The 18,865-nt window shown below is 34.3% G+C and carries 14 protein-coding genes; 4 read left to right on the top strand and 10 right to left on the bottom strand.

Annotated features, from left to right (window positions below; genetic code table 11):
* Positions 1–294: 294 nt before the first annotated feature.
* Together ACFQ0I_RS15280 and ACFQ0I_RS15275 are read right to left on the bottom strand one after the other, a co-directional pair.
* On the bottom strand, positions 295–873 hold the full coding sequence (locus ACFQ0I_RS15280) for a Crp/Fnr family transcriptional regulator (protein ID WP_379943747.1): 579 nt from the start codon (positions 871–873) through the stop codon (positions 295–297).
* A gap of 400 nt (positions 874–1,273) precedes the next feature.
* Positions 1,274–4,708, bottom strand: coding sequence for a methylmalonyl-CoA mutase family protein (locus ACFQ0I_RS15275; RefSeq protein WP_379943745.1), 3,435 nt, complete (start codon positions 4,706–4,708; stop codon positions 1,274–1,276).
* 148 nt (positions 4,709–4,856) lie between these two features.
* Here ACFQ0I_RS15275 and purU point away from each other — a divergent pair, with 148 nt between their 5' ends.
* The 3 genes from purU to ACFQ0I_RS15260 all read left to right on the top strand — a co-directional run bounded on the left by purU (position 4,857) and on the right by ACFQ0I_RS15260 (position 6,763).
* Positions 4,857–5,711 carry a formyltetrahydrofolate deformylase gene (purU, locus tag ACFQ0I_RS15270; protein ID WP_379943743.1) on the top strand — a complete coding sequence of 285 codons (855 nt, stop codon included), beginning with the start codon at positions 4,857–4,859 and terminating at the stop codon, positions 5,709–5,711.
* Positions 5,712–5,753: 42 nt separating this feature from the next.
* Complete coding sequence (locus ACFQ0I_RS15265) at positions 5,754–6,461, top strand: DUF4197 domain-containing protein (RefSeq protein ID WP_379943741.1); 708 nt, start codon at positions 5,754–5,756, stop codon at positions 6,459–6,461.
* Positions 6,462–6,571: 110 nt separating this feature from the next.
* On the top strand, positions 6,572–6,763 hold the full coding sequence (locus ACFQ0I_RS15260) for a Lacal_2735 family protein (protein WP_379943739.1): 192 nt from the start codon (positions 6,572–6,574) through the stop codon (positions 6,761–6,763).
* Between the two features lie 184 nt (positions 6,764–6,947).
* On the opposite strand, the gene ACFQ0I_RS15255 is transcribed toward ACFQ0I_RS15260, so the two are convergent.
* From ACFQ0I_RS15255 to prfA, 4 genes are read right to left on the bottom strand one after another with little or no spacing between them, the layout of a single operon-like run.
* Positions 6,948–7,757: an ABC transporter substrate-binding protein gene (locus ACFQ0I_RS15255; protein WP_379943737.1), complete on the bottom strand. Its 810-nt coding sequence runs from the start codon at positions 7,755–7,757 to the stop codon at positions 6,948–6,950.
* 46 nt (positions 7,758–7,803) lie between these two features.
* Positions 7,804–8,619, bottom strand: coding sequence for an orotidine-5'-phosphate decarboxylase (pyrF, locus tag ACFQ0I_RS15250; RefSeq protein ID WP_379943735.1), 816 nt, complete (start codon positions 8,617–8,619; stop codon positions 7,804–7,806).
* Between the two features lie 32 nt (positions 8,620–8,651).
* A complete protein-coding gene (locus ACFQ0I_RS15245; protein WP_379943733.1) occupies positions 8,652–9,245 on the bottom strand; it encodes a hypothetical protein in 594 nt (197 codons plus the stop codon).
* A gap of 33 nt (positions 9,246–9,278) precedes the next feature.
* Positions 9,279–10,355, bottom strand: a complete 1,077-nt coding sequence (gene prfA, locus ACFQ0I_RS15240) for a peptide chain release factor 1 (RefSeq protein ID WP_379943731.1) — start codon at positions 10,353–10,355, stop codon at positions 9,279–9,281.
* A gap of 283 nt (positions 10,356–10,638) precedes the next feature.
* Here prfA and ACFQ0I_RS15235 point away from each other — a divergent pair, with 283 nt between their 5' ends.
* Positions 10,639–11,544 carry a family 43 glycosylhydrolase gene (locus ACFQ0I_RS15235; RefSeq protein ID WP_379943729.1) on the top strand — a complete coding sequence of 302 codons (906 nt, stop codon included), beginning with the start codon at positions 10,639–10,641 and terminating at the stop codon, positions 11,542–11,544.
* Positions 11,545–11,638: 94 nt separating this feature from the next.
* Here ACFQ0I_RS15235 and ACFQ0I_RS15230 read toward each other — a convergent pair whose 3' ends face one another.
* From ACFQ0I_RS15230 to ACFQ0I_RS15215, 4 genes are all read right to left on the bottom strand, one after another.
* On the bottom strand, positions 11,639–14,191 hold the full coding sequence (locus ACFQ0I_RS15230) for an adenosylcobalamin-dependent ribonucleoside-diphosphate reductase (protein WP_379943727.1): 2,553 nt from the start codon (positions 14,189–14,191) through the stop codon (positions 11,639–11,641).
* A gap of 185 nt (positions 14,192–14,376) precedes the next feature.
* Positions 14,377–15,333 (bottom strand): DUF3078 domain-containing protein, encoded by a 957-nt coding sequence (locus ACFQ0I_RS15225; protein ID WP_379943725.1) that lies wholly within the window; start codon positions 15,331–15,333, stop codon positions 14,377–14,379.
* Between the two features lie 75 nt (positions 15,334–15,408).
* The gene (locus tag ACFQ0I_RS15220) at positions 15,409–16,587 is read right to left on the bottom strand and encodes an AIR synthase related protein (protein ID WP_379943723.1); all 1,179 of its coding nucleotides are present in this window, start codon (positions 16,585–16,587) and stop codon (positions 15,409–15,411) included.
* An 80-nt stretch (positions 16,588–16,667) separates the two neighbouring features.
* A complete protein-coding gene (locus ACFQ0I_RS15215; protein ID WP_379943721.1) occupies positions 16,668–18,854 on the bottom strand; it encodes a glutamine synthetase III family protein in 2,187 nt (728 codons plus the stop codon).
* Between the last annotated feature and the right edge of the window lie 11 nt (positions 18,855–18,865).

Genomic DNA, 18,865 nt, shown 5'->3' with positions numbered 1-18,865 from the left:
ATTCTTGTGGTTCCATGAATGATTAAGTGTTAAGTGTAACACTATTCTAGGACGGGACAATTTTCACATAAAAAAAACACACATCGGTCGATGTGTGTTTTTTGTTTGATAGCAGAGACAACTTCAAACACTCAGTATTTTTTGTTAAAATAGCAATTTAACTCATCATAAATTATTTAAACCTTAAAATCTATGATAGTGAAACGAAAGTAATATTTTAGAAAAACATAATCCTGAAAAAAATGAAGCCAAAATTGACATATGTCAATTTTTATTATTTTTTTTCCTACTTTTTTACTCTAATCGCGATAAGGTTTCTGGACGCATATTTAGTAGTGATGCCAAATATTTTTTAGGAACTCGTTTTACAATTTCCGGATTTACAAGATTAACAAAATATTCGTACCTATCTTTTGCCGCAGGAATTCTAGCCATAAACGATCTATATTCAGATTGAAGATAATATTGTTCTAATAAAATCCGATTTAAATGATTCATTTCCTTATAGTTATCTATGGCATAATGCATATCTTGATAACTTAAACTTTCGGTATATGTATCTTCTAAACACTGAATATTTTCTATAGCTGGTTTGTTTTTAAAATATCCAGATATCGATGTAACTAATTCACCATCAACGCTTATCCAGGTAGTTATTTCTTTACCATTATAGTTAAAATAACCCCGAACTAACCCTTTTCTTATAATATGAATTCTATCACAAACTTCACCATTTCTTACTATATGTTCGCCTTTTTTATAAGTTGAACAAACGAGCGCTTTTGCGAAAAACTTATTTAATGACTTCGATAACGGATAAATAGAATTTAATAATACAATACTATAAAGATTATTGTTTTTAGTAGTCGGCATGTAATTTCTGCTTAATGAATAAATTTAATTAAGGGCATTATTAGTCTGTATTGTTGCTTTGGAAGTTGCTTCTCATGCTTTTAACAGAGCATTCCATTTCAAAATATCTTTCGGATTTAATAATGTTTAATAACCAGTCTAGATGATTTGCTGATTTTCTCTTAAAATTGTAGTTAAGTGTAGTTTGCATAGCTTATAGATTTAGGGAGGGACTGTTTAATTGAAAAATCAATTTTTACATGATAAATTTAAATATGAATCCGCAATGGCTAAAATTTCACATAAAAAATTAGTTAAAAGGTTTACATACAACTACAAGGTGGTTTTTTATGCAAAAAAAAGCGATGAAATAACCCTGTAAATAGAACTAATTCATCGCTTTTACTAATAAACGTCCTGTTTACATATTTCTTCGGTATTGACCTCCAACTTCAAATAAGGCAATTGTTATTTGACCTAACGAACATACTTTACAAACATCCATCAAGGCTTCAAAAATGTTTTCATTATGAATTGCTTTGGTTTGTAAGTCTTTCAATAAATCAACGGTATTGTTCGCATTATGCAAATTTTTCAAAGTTTGAATTTGAAACTGTTTTTCTTCTTCGGTAGCACGAATTACTTCTGCAGGTAAAACTGTTGGTGATCCTTTACTGCTTAAAAACGTGTTTACACCAATTATTGGAAATTCCCCATTGTGCTTTAATGTTTCGTAATACAAACTTTCCTCTTGAATTTTACTGCGCTGATACATGGTTTCCATGGCACCTAAAACACCTCCGCGTTCATTTATTCTGTCAAATTCAATTAAGACCGCCTCTTCAACTAAATTGGTTAATTCTTCAATTATAAAAGCCCCTTGAATAGGGTTTTCATTTTTTGACAAACCTAATTCTTTATTAATTATAAGTTGAATGGCCATGGCGCGACGTACAGATTCTTCTGTTGGGGTGGTAATAGCTTCATCATACGCATTGGTATGTAACGAATTACAATTATCGTAAATGGCGTACAAGGCTTGCAAGGTGGTTCGAATGTCGTTAAAATCTATTTCCTGCGCATGCAAACTTCTGCCCGATGTTTGAATGTGGTATTTTAGCATTTGTGCTCGCTCGTTTGCATGGTATTTGTGCTTCATGGCTTTTGCCCAAATTCTTCTCGCCACACGCCCAATAACCGCATATTCTGGGTCGATTCCATTTGAAAAAAAGAACGATAAATTGGGTCCAAATTCATTTATTTTCATCCCTCTACTTAAGTAATACTCTACATAAGTAAACCCGTTAGATAAAGTTAAGGCCAATTGCGTTATAGGATTTGCGCCTGCTTCTGCTATATGATAACCAGAAATTGAAACCGAATAAAAATTACGGATCTTATTTTTAATAAAATATTCCTGTACATCACCCATTAAACGAAGTGCAAATTCTGTTGAAAAAATACAGGTATTTTGTGCTTGGTCTTCTTTTAGAATATCTGCTTGCACGGTTCCTCTTACCTGTGCTATGGTTTTGGTTTTAATGTCTTTATAAACTGCATTTGGTAAAACCTGATCTCCGGTAACGCCTAATAACATTAATCCTAAACCGTTGTTACCTTCTGGCAATTCACCGTTATATTTTGGACGTGTTTTATTTTTATAAAGCGTTTCAATTTTAGCCTCCACTTCCTTTTCTAAACCATGTGCCTTTATATAAAGTTCGCATTGCTGGTCTATAGCGGCATTCATAAAAAAACCTAATAACATGGGCGCAGGACCGTTTATGGTCATACTCACAGAGGTCATTTCATCTGCCAAATTAAAACCGGAATACAACTTTTTTGCATCATCTAAACAACAAATACTTACCCCTGCATTTCCAATTTTCCCATATACATCTGGACGTAAATCAGGGTCGTTACCATACAGCGTTACACTATCAAACGCTGTTGACAATCGTTTTGCGGGAAGACCAGCACTTACATAATGAAATCGGCGATTGGTGCGCTCTGGTGCTCCTTCGCCAGCAAACATTCTTGCGGGATCTTCGCCAGTGCGCTTAAAAGGATATAAGCCGGAAGTGTATGGGAATTCTCCTGGTACATTTTCTTGTAAAACCCATGACAAAATATCGCCCCAAGCTTGGTACTTTGGCAATGCTACTTTTGGGATTTGCACATGAGAAAGCGACTCTGTTTGCGTTTCTATTTTTATGTCTTTGCCTCGGACTTTGAAGGTATAAATTGGATTTTTGTATTTATTGACTTTTTCTTCCCAACCTGCAATTACTTCCCAATGATGTGGATGGAAGTTAAGCTTTACACGGTCGAACTCCTTAAATAAAAGATTTAAAAAGATTTTATCATCATTACTTTCAACCTGTTTTAAAATGGCTTCCTGATTTAATCCTAACTTACTTACATTTGATTTTTCACTTTCGTTAGAAATGACCGCTACAGAACAAATTGTTTTATAAATACCATATAGTTTTTGCGCGAGTTCCACCTGACTTTTTACAGTCTGATCATAATTGCGATTATTTTCTGCAATTTCAGAAAGGTAACGGGTTCGTGAAGGCGGAATAACAAAAATCTTCTCACTCATTTCTTCTGAAATAGTTAAAGATGATTGTAAATCTGCCGACGTCTTTTCAACCAACGTATCCATAACTGCCTTATAAAGCGTATTCATGCCTGGGTCGTTAAACTGTGAAGCAATGGTTCCAAAAACAGGTAACTTGTCTTGGGGTGTATCCCAAAGATTGTGGTTACGCATATACTGTTTTTTTACATCGCGCAAGGCATCTAAAGAACCCCGTTTATCAAATTTGTTGATGGCCACCAAATCGGCAAAATCTAACATATCAATTTTTTCCAATTGTGATGCCGCACCAAACTCGGGCGTCATAACGTACATGGAAACATCGCTATGTTCAACAATTTCTGTATCGGATTGCCCGATTCCCGAGGTTTCCAAAATAATTAAATCGTATTCGGCAGCTTTTAAAATCGCAATGGCTTCACGCACATGTTTAGACAGCGCCAAATTAGATTGACGCGTTGCCAAACTACGCATGTACACACGTGGATTGTTTATCGCATTCATTCGGATCCTATCTCCTAACAAAGCGCCACCTGTTTTTCGTTTTGATGGGTCGACAGAAACGATGCCGACTGTTTTTTCTGGAAAGTCTTTTAAAAACCGACGCACCAGTTCATCTACCAACGATGATTTCCCAGCGCCACCTGTACCAGTAATGCCTAAAACAGGAGTTTTCGAATGTTTGTTTTTAGTATGAATGTCTTCTAATGCCCTTTTTGAAACTTCAGGAAAATTTTCAGCTGAAGAAATAAAACGGGCAATATCAGTAGCTTTTTTATTTTTTAGTGAATTAAGGTCTATATCTAATGTATCACCAATGGCGAAATCAGATTGCTTGACCAAATCGTTAATCATGCCTTGCAAACCCATTTCTCTACCATCATCAGGCGAATAAATACGGGTAATACCATAATCCATCAACGCTTTAATTTCAGACGGTAAAATTACACCGCCACCGCCGCCAAAAATCTTAATATGACTTGCGCCTCTTTCTTTAAGCAAATCAAACATATATTTAAAATATTCATTATGACCACCTTGATACGAGGTTAAGCAAATGGCATGCACATCTTCTTGAATGGCAGTGTTAACCACTTCTTCTACACTTCTATCATGACCTAAATGAATTACCTCAACACCGGTAGCCTGAATAATACGTCGCATAATATTTATGGAAGCATCATGTCCATCAAACAATGATGTGGCAGTTACAATTCTAACTTTATGTTTTGGTTTATATGGCGCTTTCTGCATCCTATTAAAATAAATTAAATTATACGCTCCTAATTTACGAAATATTCAAAAAAACTATACGATTATAAATGATTATCTAAATTTATAATCACAGCATGCTCTTATCTCATTTTTAGATTAATTTTGAAACCAATTCATTTTACAGCTAATGCAAAAGATTACTATTTTAATACATTGTAAAGACCGACCAAACATTATTGCTTCTGTTACCAATTTTATCGCCAAAAAGGATGGCAACATTGTATACATAGACCAACATGTTGACAGAGAACAAAACATATTTTTTATGCGTTTGGAAAGTGAATTTTCTAAAGAGTCGTTTTCTGCAGATGCCTTTAGAGATGCTTTTAGAATAAATTTGGCCGATATTTTTGATATGAAATGGCGCATTTATTCTTCGGCTAGAAAACCTAAAATGGCCTTGTTTGTTTCTAAATACGATCATTGTTTATACGATTTATTAGGACGCTATAATTCGGGAGAACTTAATCTAGAAATTCCTTTTATAATTAGTAATCATTTAGATTTAAAACCCATTGCAGATAATTTTAAAATACCTTATTACTTTATTCCGGTTACTAAAGAAACCAAAGCAGAAGCTGAACAAAAGCAATTGGATTTATTAGAAAAATATCAGATTAATTTTATTGTACTGGCTAGATATATGCAGATAATTTCTGAAAAACTAATTGCCGAGTTTCCAAATAAAATAATCAACATTCACCATTCATTTTTACCAGCATTTGTGGGAGCTAAACCCTATCATTCCGCTTTTAAACGTGGTGTAAAAATTATTGGTGCCACCAGTCATTATGTAACTGAAGAACTTGACGCAGGCCCCATTATAGACCAAGGTGTAACACGCGTTTCGCATTCACATTCTATCGAGGACTTAATTTCTAAAGGGCGTGATTTAGAAAAAATAGTTTTGGCGAATGCCATAAAATTACACGCTAATAGAAAAGTGATGGTTTATAATAACAAAACTGTCATTTTTTCTTAATTACCTATATTTACCATTATTTTAACCCCAAACAAAAAAATCATGATTCGTAAAATTTTAGTTTTCGTTTTAGTATTAAATCTTACTGCGTGCGCAGAATTACAACAAGTTGTTAACCAATTACCTCAAGGAACCATTGGCATTGGAAACGATGAAATTGCTTCTGGTTTAAGACAAGCCTTGGATTTTGGCATTGAAAAACAGGTAAGCAAACTTACCGCAACAGACGGTTTTTATAAAAACGATCTGGTTAAAATTATGTTACCAGAGGAATTACAAAAAGTTGACAAAGGCCTTAGAGATATTGGATTAAGTAAACTGGCAGATGAAGGGTTGAAAGTTTTAAATAGAGCTGCTGAAGATGCAGTTAAAGAAGCAACCCCCATTTTTGTTGATGCTGTAAAAGGTATAACGTTTGCCGATGCCAAAACCATTTTAATTGGTGCTGATGATGCTGCAACCCAATATTTAACCTCGAAAACACAAACCGCATTATACGCTAAATTTAATCCGGTAATAAAGAATTCTTTTAGTAAAGTAGGAGCCGATGAGATTTGGGCAAATTTGATTAACAAATACAATAGCATTCCATTTACTGCCGATGTTAATCCAGATTTAACGGATTATGTAACTAATGAAGCATTAAAAGGTGTTTATACCATGATAGCCGTAGAAGAAAAAGAAATACGTACCAATTTAGCTTCTAGATCTACCGATTTACTTAAAAAAGTGTTTGCATTACAGGACTAAAAACAAGCTTAATCATTAACTTTTTTATAGTAGTTGAAAAATAAATTAAATATTGTTTTTCATTTATGAAAAAAAATGTATATTTAACTATCTGTTATTCAGTCTACTATATGAGCATCAATGATATCATAAAAAACCGTCAGAAAAAACTCGATGAGCGCTACAAAGAACTCATGGAGCAAGCGTATAATTTCCGTCAAACCGATTCAGAGATTAGCGACTTATCTGAATTTAAAGCCATGCGACTTCTTAATAAATTAAATACACTTAAGTATTTTTCAAGAAATCAACCTAAAAGTTAGTTTACCATTATTTATTAATTCTTTAACTTTTAATTCACATCCAAAACCTTCATACTTACGTACTTTACATAAAAAAGAAGTATGACATCACATCATTGTAAAGTTGGAAAAATTAAACCCAATTTAAATAAGTTAATCAGTTTAAAAGAATTCGAAAAAAGAATTTCAAATTTTGTTGAAGATATCAGTCAGGTTGATTATTCTGAAGATTTAAATGCAAGCTTTTAAAATATTTAAAAGCATTTAGGAGTCTTGAGCCATACCAGGAGAAAAATTCGCCATCGACTAACAACACTTTAGCATTCGGGTAATACACCTGAATTTCCTTTTGATGCTTCGTTTTAAAAGGATATGGTTCGCTGGACAAAAGAACCAACTCTACAGATGTATCGGGCTTTAAAGCATTTAATTCAACTTCTGGATAACGGGACTTGTCCTCATATGCGTTTATAAATTTATTTAACTTTAAAAGGTAATTTATAAACGTATTATTTGCGGCTACCATCCATGGCGTTTTCCAAAGAAAATATGCTACTTTTTTAGATTCCATGTTTTGCATAAAATCATTAAAAGCACTTGCCTCCTGTTCTATATTCTGAGTAATAATTAGTGCTTCTTTTTCTTTATTAAAAATTGCGCCATATTGCTTAATCATTTCTAAACTATCAGAAATATTAAAAATATCGGAAACATGTACAGTACAAATGCCTTCGCAAGCTTCAACAATTTCTTTTGTGTTTTCTTCTTTGTTGCACAGAATAATATCGGGCTGCAACTTTATAATCTCACTTAAATCAATTTGCTTCGTACCGCCTACAACGGTAATTTTATTCTTTAAATGCTTTGGGTGAATACAAAACTTTGTAATGCCGACAATACCTTCTTCTAATCCTAAATCACACAATAATTCGGTTTGACTTGGCACTAATGAAATAATTCTTTTAGGCGTATCGTCAACATGAATAATTCTGTTAAGTTGGTCGTGAATTTTCATATAGCAGCTAATGGAGTTCTCTTTTAAAAAGAGCCAAAATTTATTATTATTGAGTTAGAATAACCTGCATTTCTTCTTGAAGCTCCTTTGCTTTACTCGCTGCTACTTGGGCAAAATCTTCGCCATTAGAAGCGTAAATTATACCTCTTGAAGAATTTATAAGTAAACTAACATTGGTATTCATGCCATACTTACAAACCTCCTGTAAATTGCCTCCTTGCGCACCAACACCCGGAACTAATAAAAAACTATCCGGAATTATTTTTCTAATATCTGCCAAATATTCTGCTTTGGTGGCTCCAACCACATACATCAAATTATGAGCGTTTTTCCACGTTTTTGAAGTCTCCAACACCTGTTTGTACAATTCTTTGCCATCAACAGTCTTCGTTTGAAAATCGAACGCCCCTTGATTTGAGGTTAATGCCAATAAAATGGTGTGTTTATTTTCAAAAGCCAAAAAAGGTTCTACAGAATCTTTTCCCATATAAGGCGCCACTGTAACCGAATCGAAGGCTAAATCTTCAAAAAATGCTTTGGCATACATAGTACTTGTGTTACCAATATCGCCTCGTTTCGCGTCGGCAATCGTAAAAATTTCTGGATGCTTATCGTTTAAATACTTTATGGTTTTTTCTAAGGCTTTCCAACCTTTTATACCATAAGCTTCATAAAAAGCCGTATTAGGTTTGTAGGCAACACATAAATGATGTGTCGCATCAATAACGGCTTTATTGAAAGCAAAAATTGGGTCTTCTTCTTTTAAAAGATGCTGCGGAATTTTATTTAAATCTACATCTAACCCTATGCATAAAAAGGATTGTTTTTTTTGGATCTCAGAGATTAGTTGGGTTGTAGTCATATTTTATTTTGCCACGAATAATGAATGTTTTTTTAATCATAATAATACCCTATCGCAAAAGTTGTAACTTTTTCATTATTAAAATTCATGAAGTAAAGCTCATACAATCTTTCATCCATAAAATTAACGTAAAAATTAAAGTTATCCTCTTTAGTTATAGATACTTTTCCTTTATTGATAACATCTTTTAAAGCATTTCCATCAAAATCTTCTAACAGAGATGATATCCAGAGTATTTGATTAAAAATAATTTGTTTATCTTCTTCTTTTTCTAAATCTAAAATTCTATCATAAATAAATGAAGCAGACATTTCAAAATGATTACATCCACCTCTTTTGATAGTCAACCCCCAATGATCGTTTAAAACAATTTCTGCCGTTTTAGTATCAGAATCCCAAACATAATTTTCGAGTTCTTTAATCCCTTTTAAAAACTGATCCGTTTGAGTTTCTTGGTCAAATACACAATCTTCTTTGGTGACTTTATACCTTATAGAATTATCAGAATCCTTCTCAACGGAAATACCATCCTCATTTATATGAACAGAAACTTCCTTTGATTCAGAATTTACCTGCTTACATGAAAAAATAAAAATTATAGAAATGTATAAAATTATGTTTTTCATTTTAAAAGATTCCTGCCTTCGCAGGAATGAGAATTAAATCACATCACTATTCGCTTTTAACTTTTCTGTGTTTTCAGCCAATTGTAATTCGTCTATAATTTTTTGAATATCGCCATTTACGATATTTGATAAATCGTACAATGTTAAACCAATTCTATGGTCGGTTACGCGTCCTTGCGGATAATTATATGTTCTAATTTTAGCACTTCTATCGCCCGAAGTAACCATTGTACCACGTTTGGCAGCATCTTCTGCATTCTTTTTAGCTAACTCCATTTCGTATAAACGCGAACGTAATACTCTAAAGGCTTTCTCTTTATTTTTATGTTGCGATTTTTGATCTTGACATTGCGCTACTAAGCCCGTAGGTATATGCGTTAAACGCACTGCCGAATAGGTTGTATTTACCGATTGCCCCCCTGGACCCGAAGAACAGAAAAAATCGATTCGTACATCTTTAGGATTCACCTCAACATCAAACTCTTCAGCTTCTGGAAATACCATCACAGTTGCAGCACTCGTATGCACTCGTCCTTGTGTTTCTGTTTGTGGCACACGTTGTACCCTGTGAACACCAGCTTCAAATTTTAAAGTACCATACACATCTTCACCAGTAACTTCAAACTGAATTTCTTTAAAACCACCATTAGTACCTTCACTAAAATCGATAGTATCTACCTTCCAACCTTTGCTTTCGCAGTATTTGGAATACATTCTAAATAAATCGCCAGCAAAAATACTTGCTTCATCGCCTCCAGTACCTGCACGTAACTCAACTACCGCGTTCTTAGAATCTTCAGGGTCTTTAGGAATTAAAAGAAACTTAATTTCGTCATCTAATTTCGGTATCCGTTCTTTAGCTTCTTCGTACTGCATTTTAGCCATTTCAACCATTTCGGCATCTCCACCTTCTGCAATAATCTGTTCAGCTTCAGCTAAATTATTGGTTACTTCAATATATTCATCTCGTTTATCAATAAGAACCTTAAGATCTTTATATTCTTTGTTTAAAGCAATGTATCGCTTTTGGTCGGTCATAATATCCGGTTGGATGATTAAATCACTTACCTCATCAAAACGTTGTTTTACTATTTGTAATTTATCTAACATGTACTTTTATAAATTGTGGTGCAAAAATACGATAATTTATGAATTATTAATACTGGAAGTATAGGTAATAAAATCTGATTTTTAATTAGCTTATCAGGCATTGAATACAAACTACATAACCATACACTATTAAAAATTTGTACAACAAAGCTTTTAATTTGCATGAAAAAACAGCTAAATTCGTTCAATTTCTGAATCAAAAAAATACAACAATAATATATCATTGAAGTTGAGCTCCATTTTACAAAGATGAATGAAATATTTTAATGCTTTTTTCTAAATTATGAATAAAAATAACCGCCTTCCTCAAAATCCGTTTATTACACACATGTATACTGCCGACCCTTCGGCTCGTGTGTTTAATGATACACTATACGTTTACCCTTCGCACGACCCTGATGATGCCGACTGGTTTGATATGGTAGATTGGCACGTTTATTCTACCACAGATCTGATAAACTGGATCGACCATGGTGTTGCCTTAGATATTAAAGATGTGAAGTGGGCCAAAAAATATGCCTGGGCACCAGACTGCATACAAGCAAACGGAAAGTATTATTTCTATTTTCCAACCGATCAATTTCATATAGGCGTTGCCGTAAGCGATACATCAACTGGTCCTTTTGTAGACCCGCTTGGGAAACCACTTATTTCTATGGATACCAATGGCGTTGTTTGTAATAGAGATTTTATTGACCCTGGCGTATTTATCGACGATGACGGACAAGCTTATTTATATATGGGTCAGTTGGTTGTAAATACCATTAAGCTGAATAAAGATATGATTTCATACGACGGTATAGTTCACCTTTTGGAAGGAACCGATGATTTTTTTGAAGCTTCGTGGATGCATAAACACAAAGGGAACTATTATTTCTCATATGTTGGAACAAGTGGTGAGATAAAATATTGCATGTCTGATAATCCTTTAGGACCTTTTGAATATAAAGGTGTAATTTTAGAAAAGATGAATAGCGGCACCAATCATCATTCTATAACTGAATACAAAGGGCAATGGTATATGTTTTACCACAATTCGGACTTATATTATAGAAACCACCCTGAACTAGAGGAAAAATTTGGATGGGGTCATGAAGGTAGTCCGCACCCATTTCGCAGATCCATATGTTTCGATAAACTATATTACAATGAAGACGGCACTATTCAACAAGTAATTCCTACTAAGTAAAGAATAATTCACAGTTAAATAAAAAACTTAAGTAAATAAAAAAAAGGAAGCCAATTCAAAATCAGCTTCCTTTTTAATGTATTTCAAGAACTTTTTATCCACATTTAGAAGAACCGCAGTCTTTACAAGTTAAGCAGCCTTCTTGATAAATTAAATTTTCAGATTTACAGTTATCACACTTTTGCCCCTTGGCTTGGGTGCCATCTTCTACATAACGCTTTAATGCGCGACCAACGCCATTTTTCCAAGAATTAATAGAAGCGCTATCAAGCTGCAAACTGTTAATTAAATCGACAATTTTATCGATAGGCATACCATGACGCAGTGTACTAGATATAAGCTTGGCGTAATTCCAGAATTCTGGATTAAACTTATGAGACAAACCTTCAATAGTAGTTTTATAGCCTCGGGTGTTTTTATATTGAAAATCGTAGCGCGAGCTACCATCTTCATTTCTATTTTTAATAATCACACCTTCGTTTACCCAACGCGGAATTAAAATACCATCTTCATCATCGGCTAATCCCGTAAAAATCTCGTACGGTTTACCGTCAATTAAGCCTATAAAAGCAATCCATTTTTCTTTGTTATTTTGGAATCGCACCACATCGGCTTCTAAAGTTTCAGGACGTTTTTTAGGAAACGACGTTAATATGTCTTGGTTTTTATCCTCTTTATCATCGTTAGCCAGTAACACTCCAGAACGCGACCCATCTCTATACACTGTCACACCTTTACAACCAACTTCCCATGCTTTTAGATATAATGAGCCAACTAATTCTTCGGTAGCATCACTTGGTAAATTAATAGTTACGCTTATAGAATGGTCTACCCATTTCTGTATAGCGCCTTGCATACTCACTTTACTCATCCAATCAACATCATTAGAGGTTGCTTTGTGATACGGTGATTTTTTAATTAATTTATCAATTTCTTTTTGAGAGTAATTTTTAGTTGTATCAAAACCATTTACTTCCATCCATTGTTTAAATCGATGATGGAAAACCACGTATTCTTCCCAAGAATCACCAACCTCATCAACAAAATCTACACGGGCTTCTTTGTCGTTTGGATTTACTTTTCTTCTACGCTTGTAAACTGGCAAAAATACTGGCTCTATCCCAGAGGTAGTTTGCGTCATTAAACTAGTGGTACCTGTTGGAGCAATTGTAAGTAAGGCGATGTTACGTCTTCCATACTCCAACATTTCGTAATAAAGTTTACTATCGGCATCTTTTAAACGGTTAATAAACGGATTATTCTTTTCTCTTTCAGCATCAAAAACTGAAAATGGACCACGTTCTTTAGCCAAATGAACAGAACCTCTGTACGCTTCAATAGCGATTGTTTTATGTACTTCTAATGAAAATGCGTTACCATCTTCACTGCCATATTTAATACCTAATGCCGCTAACATATCGCCTTCGGCAGTAATGCCAATACCTGTTCTTCTGCCCTCTTGTGCTTTTCTTTGAATGTTAACCCATAAATTACGTTCGGTAGCTTTTACTTCATCTAACTCTGGATCTTCATCTATTTTTCGTAAAATATTATCGATTTTTTCAAGTTCCAAATCTATAATATCGTCCATGATGCGTTGTGCTGCAGCAACATGTTTCTTAAACAATTCGAAATTAAAACTAGCTTCTTTTGTAAACGGATTTTCTACATACGAAAACAAATTAATTGCCAACAAACGACAAGAATCGTAAGGACAAAGCGGGATTTCACCACATGGATTTGTTGAAACCGTTTTATACCCTAAATCGGCATAACAATCTGGAACCGATTCTCTTATAATGGTGTCCCAAAATAAAATACCTGGTTCGGCAGATTTCCAAGCGTTGTGTACAATTTTTTTCCATAATGAGATCGCATCAATTGTTCTTGACACCTTAGGCTCATTACTGAAAATCGGATATTTCTGAGTGTATTCTGTCCCATTTTTAACGGCTTCCATAAACATATCATCAATTCTAACCGATACATTGGCACCCGTAACTTTTCCTTGTTCTAACTTAGCGTTAATAAAATCTTCTGAATCTGGGTGATTTATTGACACCGATAACATAAGAGCACCTCTTCTACCATCTTGAGCAACCTCTCTTGTAGAATTTGAATAACGTTCCATAAACGGTACAATACCGGTAGAAGTCAACGCAGAATTATTTACCGCCGATCCTTTAGGGCGAATGTGCGATAAATCGTGACCCACACCTCCACGACGCTTCATGAGTTGCACTTGTTCCTGATCTATTTTCATGACACCTCCGTAAGAATCGGAATTTCCTGAATTACCGATAACAAAACAATTTGAAAGTGACGCTATTTGATATGGATTTCCAATACCTGCCATTGGGCTTCCTTGTGGTACAATGTATTTAAAATCTTTGATTAAATTAAAAATGTCATCTTCTGATAAAGGATTTGCATATTTTTTCTCAACTCTTGCCAACTCTTTTGCAATACGACGATGCATATCGTTGGGGGTTAACTCGTAAATATTGCCTTGAGAATCTTTTAATGCGTATTTATTAAGCCATACACGCGCAGCAAGATCATCTTGGTTAAAATATTCTAATGAAGCGTTAAAAGCTTCTTCTTGAGAATAGGTTTTGAGAGGTGTTTTGGTGACATTTAGATCCATTGTTGTTTTTAATTTAGGTTATTTAGAAAGAAGTGTAAAATAACAAAAAAAATGCAACATGGAACATGATAAAAATCATAAAGTTTACAGAGAAATAAACCTTATGTGTTGATTATCAGTATTTTAATTATTTATTAACAATAAAAAGTTAACAAATTTTTTATTGAAGTGTTAAAAGTGATTTATCAAAAATCGACCGCAAAACCTATACCTAAAAACTGCTTCCACTGCACTTTAGCACCTGCTTCATCAAGTTCTCCTTCAACAGCTGAAGGTTTGGTAGTTTTTACATCATCATCATAAATTAAATGAGAGCCTAGTGTTGCTTTTACAAAACTATTCACTTTAAAATCGAAATCGAGTCTCCAATTCACATCTACATTACCAAAATTATTAATGTAATCGGAGTATAAACTTACTTGTTGTTTTACCTTTATATTGGTAGCCAACTCCATTTCGTAAGTATTATTTATAAGAAACCCTAACTCTCTTCGTACATTCTCTCCGGGAACCAATATATTACCATTGGTATCGTAAACCGCAGGGGTAACACCAAATTTTCCGGCATTTGCCAAATCGTCGTCAAAGACAAATGTTGCTTTTAGGGTTAAGGGCGAGAAGTAAAAAGACAGCTTTTCAATGTTTTTTCCATATTCCATACCGCCACCAAAGAATAAATATCCAGGCGCCATAAATCTAGAAATGGGATTATCAGTATTGGGGTACGAATAACCATTACCCAATTGTGTTTTAAAATTTAGCTTTGCCGAATAATACCAGTTTGTTACGCTGTCTGGCTTAAAACCAATATCTGAATTAAGTTCGAACAAGTCATCTGTTTTTCGCAACTCCCTATCTTCCTGCTTATTAACCCCATACTTCATTTTAGCATTATTCCTCCAAGAAAAAAACTTATCGGTATAGTTTGCTGAAGATTCCATTCCTATTAATCCTGAAATAGAATTTGTACCACCGGCATTCCAATTAACAAAGGCCACTTCACTTAGGTTTACTGATGCTTTATTTTTTCGCACCCATTCCGGACCATCATATTTTACTTTAGTTTTTAAGAACAACGAATCTGGTTGAGCATATATGGATTGAATGAATAAACAAAAAAATAGTATCAAAAAATGCTTCATAATAGTGTAAACTTGGTTTTAACAAATCATCAATTTCATCAATAACCATTCCGTTTTAATGAAAAAAAAGGCCATTTAATAGGTAAACTCCCCGAATTCGCTTTTTATTGTAAGCTTTTTGGTTTTTGATGCCTCAACGCGACCTATAATTTTAGCATCGACGTTAAAAGATTTTGATATTTTAATCAGGTCTTCTGCTACTTCTGGCGTTACGTATAACTCCATTCTGTGTCCGCAGTTAAAAACCTGATACATCTCTTTCCAATCTGTTTTAGATTGTTCCTGAATTAACTTAAACAGTGGCGGAACATCGAACATATTATCTTTTATAATGTGAAACTCTTCAATAAAATGAAGAATTTTTGTTTGCGCACCACCAGAGCAATGCACCATTCCATGAATGGAATTGCTATTGTATTTTGACAAAATCTCTTTAATTATTGGCGCATAAGTACGCGTAGGAGATAATACCAGTTTACCTGCATTTATCGGGGAATCTTTTACAGCATCGGTTAATTTAATTGCACCGGAATACACTAAATCTTCAGGCACAGCAGGATCAAAACTTTCTGGGAATTTTTCGGCTAAGTAGATATTAAACACATCATGCCTCGCAGAAGTCAAACCATTACTCCCCATTCCGCCGTTATATTCTTTTTCGTAAGTAGCTTGCCCAAAACTTTCTAAACCAACAATAACATCACCTGCTTTTATATTGGCATTATCAATTACATCGCTGCGTTTCATTCTCGCAACTACTGTAGAATCAACAATGATAGTACGAACTAAATCGCCAACATCAGCCGTTTCTCCTCCAGTTGAATGAATTGTAACTCCGAAATTATTTAATTCAGAAATTAATTCTTCAGTTCCATTAATGATGGCCGAAAGTATTTCACCAGGAATAAGGTTTTTATTTCTACCAATGGTTGAAGACAACATGATATTATTGGTAGCACCAACACATAATAAATCGTCAATATTCATAATTAAGGCATCTTGTGCAATGCCTTTCCAAACAGAAATATCGCCCGTTTCTTTCCAATACATATAGGCAAGCGACGATTTTGTTCCCGCCCCATCTGCATGCATGATTAAACAATAATCATCGTCGTTCGTTAAATAATCTGGTACTATTTTGCAGAATGCTTTAGGAAATAATCCCTTATCGATGTTTTTAATGGCATTGTGAACATCTTCTTTTGATGCCGAAACACCTCGCTGCGCGTAACGTTTGGAAACTTCTTGACTCATAATAGTGTATTGAGGTGCAAATTTAATTTTTTGAATTAAAAAATCCCGCTTTTTAGGACGGGATTTTGAATTTATACATATTAACGTGTAAAAAGCAACTCTCTATATTTGGTTAATGGCCAAATTTCGTCATCTACAAGCAATTCTAATTTATCACAGTGTTTTCTAATTTCATCGAAAAAAGGTTTCACATTATTACAATAGGCCATAGCTTTCTTTTCTACATCTTCAATAACATTTGCCTTTCTTCGTTCGTTAGTCATTTTTGTTACATTCGCATTAATGTTTTCAATATGACTAGATATTTCTTCGATTAAACTTATTTGCTCCTGTGCAACAGTTCTGAATTTTTCTTCGAAAATTTCTTTTAAACCTTTTACATTTTCTATTAGCATATTCTGATATTTTACTGCTGTCGGTACAATATGATTACGCGCGATATCGCCTAAAACTCTTCCTTCTATTTGAATATGCATAATATAAGCTTCCATTTCAATTTCATACCGCGATACAGATTCAATTTTACTCATTACATTCATTTCCTCAAACAACGCAATTGATTTTTTTGAAATTTTTGCTTTTAAAGCTTCTGGCGTGGTTTTATTATTACTTAAACCTCGCTTTTTAGCTTCCGCTTCCCATTCTTTTCCATAGCCATTGCCTTCAAAACGAATAGCCTTGGTTGCTTTTATATATTCGCGAAGCACATTAAAAACAGCCTCGTCCTTTTTTAAATCTTTTTTATCAATTAAAAGATCTACTTCCTTTTTAAAATCTATTAATTGTTTAGCAACAATAGTATTTAGAACCGTCATTGGATTACCACAATTAGCCATAGAACCCACCGCTCTAAACTCGAACTTATTTCCAGTAAATGCAAATGGTGAAGTTCTGTTTCTGTCGGTATTATCTAACAATACATCAGGAATTTTACCCACCACATTTAATTTAAGCTCTGTTTTTTCTTCTGGCGATAACTTCCCTTTGGTAACACCCTCTAATTCCTCTAAAACTTTTGTGAGCTGTTCGCCAATAAATACCGACATGATAGCTGGAGGTGCTTCATTGGCTCCTAAACGATGGTCGTTACTTGCCGATGCAATAGAGGCTCTTAGTAATTCTTCATTTTCATGAACCGCTTTTATCGTATTAATAAAGAAGGTTAAAAACTGAAGATTACTCATAGGTGTTTTACCAGGTGATAACAGATTAACCCCAGTATCTGTGGAAAGCGACCAATTATTATGTTTACCAGAACCGTTGATGCCTGCAAACGGTTTTTCGTGTAACAATACTTTAAAATTATGACGAGAAGCCACACGCCCCATAACATCCATTAATAAGGAATTGTGGTCTACAGCCAAATTTGCTTCTTCATAAATAGGCGCCAATTCAAATTGATTAGGCGCCACCTCGTTATGTCGTGTTTTAACGGGTATGCCTAAAAGCATACATTCATTTTCTAATTCGCGCATAAAATTTAATGCACGACTAGGAATCGAACCAAAATAATGATCGTCTAACTGCTGACCTTTGGCAGACGAATGCCCTAATAAGGTTCTTCCTGTTAAGGTAATATCTGGTCTACTGGCTGCCAACAATCTGTCTATTAAAAAATATTCCTGTTCCCAGCCTAAAGACGAGGTTACTTTTTTTACATTCTTATCGAAATATTTACATACATCGGTTGCCGCATTATCAACAGCATTTAGCGCTCTTAACAAAGGCGTTTTATAGTCTAATGCTTCACCCGTATAAGCCACAAAAATAGTGGGAATACAAAGTGTTGTGCCATAAATAAAGGCTGGTGATGTCGGATCCCAGGCCGTATATCCTCTGGCTTCAAATGTATTTCTAATACCACCACTTGGAAAACTAGAGGCATCAGGCTCTTGTTGCACTAATTGGCTACCTCCAAATTTTTCAATCGCCATACCATTACCTACTGTTTCAAAAAAAGCATCATGTTTTTCGGCAGTCGTTCCGGTTAACGGTTGAAACCAATGCGTATAGTGTGTAACACCTTTAGATAAAGCCCAATCTTTCATAGACGAAGCAACTTGGTCTGCTATACTCCTATCTATTTTCTTTCCATATTGTATGGCATTCATAACTCCAACAAAAGCATCTTTTGTTAAATATTGGCGCATGGTATTTTCGTTAAAAACGTTTTTCCCAAACAAATCGGAGCGTCGTTCTTTTTCTTCAACAACTATTGGCTTATTTGCTGAAGATTCTTTAATGGCGTAAAATCGAAGTGTAGACATTTGCAGTAATT

Origin of the sequence: Mariniflexile aquimaris, assembly GCF_042676825.1 — a bacterium.
GTDB lineage: Bacteria > Bacteroidota > Bacteroidia > Flavobacteriales > Flavobacteriaceae > Mariniflexile > Mariniflexile aquimaris.
This window is presented reverse-complemented; position numbering and strand designations above follow the sequence as displayed.

What these genes read in the sequence shown, in the direction of transcription:
- ACFQ0I_RS15280 (WP_379943747.1), bottom strand. Translation starts at nt 873, where the DNA reads ATGCCGACTACTAAAAACAATAATCTTTATAGTATTGTATTATTAAAT.
- ACFQ0I_RS15275 (WP_379943745.1), bottom strand. Translation starts at nt 4,708, where the DNA reads ATGCAGAAAGCGCCATATAAACCAAAACATAAAGTTAGAATTGTAACT.
- purU (WP_379943743.1), top strand. Translation starts at nt 4,857, where the DNA reads ATGCAAAAGATTACTATTTTAATACATTGTAAAGACCGACCAAACATT.
- ACFQ0I_RS15265 (WP_379943741.1), top strand. Translation starts at nt 5,754, where the DNA reads ATGATTCGTAAAATTTTAGTTTTCGTTTTAGTATTAAATCTTACTGCG.
- ACFQ0I_RS15260 (WP_379943739.1), top strand. Translation starts at nt 6,572, where the DNA reads ATGAGCATCAATGATATCATAAAAAACCGTCAGAAAAAACTCGATGAG.
- ACFQ0I_RS15255 (WP_379943737.1), bottom strand. Translation starts at nt 7,757, where the DNA reads ATGAAAATTCACGACCAACTTAACAGAATTATTCATGTTGACGATACG.
- pyrF (WP_379943735.1), bottom strand. Translation starts at nt 8,619, where the DNA reads ATGACTACAACCCAACTAATCTCTGAGATCCAAAAAAAACAATCCTTT.
- ACFQ0I_RS15245 (WP_379943733.1), bottom strand. Translation starts at nt 9,245, where the DNA reads ATGAAAAACATAATTTTATACATTTCTATAATTTTTATTTTTTCATGT.
- prfA (WP_379943731.1), bottom strand. Translation starts at nt 10,355, where the DNA reads ATGTTAGATAAATTACAAATAGTAAAACAACGTTTTGATGAGGTAAGT.
- ACFQ0I_RS15235 (WP_379943729.1), top strand. Translation starts at nt 10,639, where the DNA reads ATGAATAAAAATAACCGCCTTCCTCAAAATCCGTTTATTACACACATG.
- ACFQ0I_RS15230 (WP_379943727.1), bottom strand. Translation starts at nt 14,191, where the DNA reads ATGGATCTAAATGTCACCAAAACACCTCTCAAAACCTATTCTCAAGAA.
- ACFQ0I_RS15225 (WP_379943725.1), bottom strand. Translation starts at nt 15,333, where the DNA reads ATGAAGCATTTTTTGATACTATTTTTTTGTTTATTCATTCAATCCATA.
- ACFQ0I_RS15220 (WP_379943723.1), bottom strand. Translation starts at nt 16,587, where the DNA reads ATGAGTCAAGAAGTTTCCAAACGTTACGCGCAGCGAGGTGTTTCGGCA.
- ACFQ0I_RS15215 (WP_379943721.1), bottom strand. Translation starts at nt 18,854, where the DNA reads ATGTCTACACTTCGATTTTACGCCATTAAAGAATCTTCAGCAAATAAG.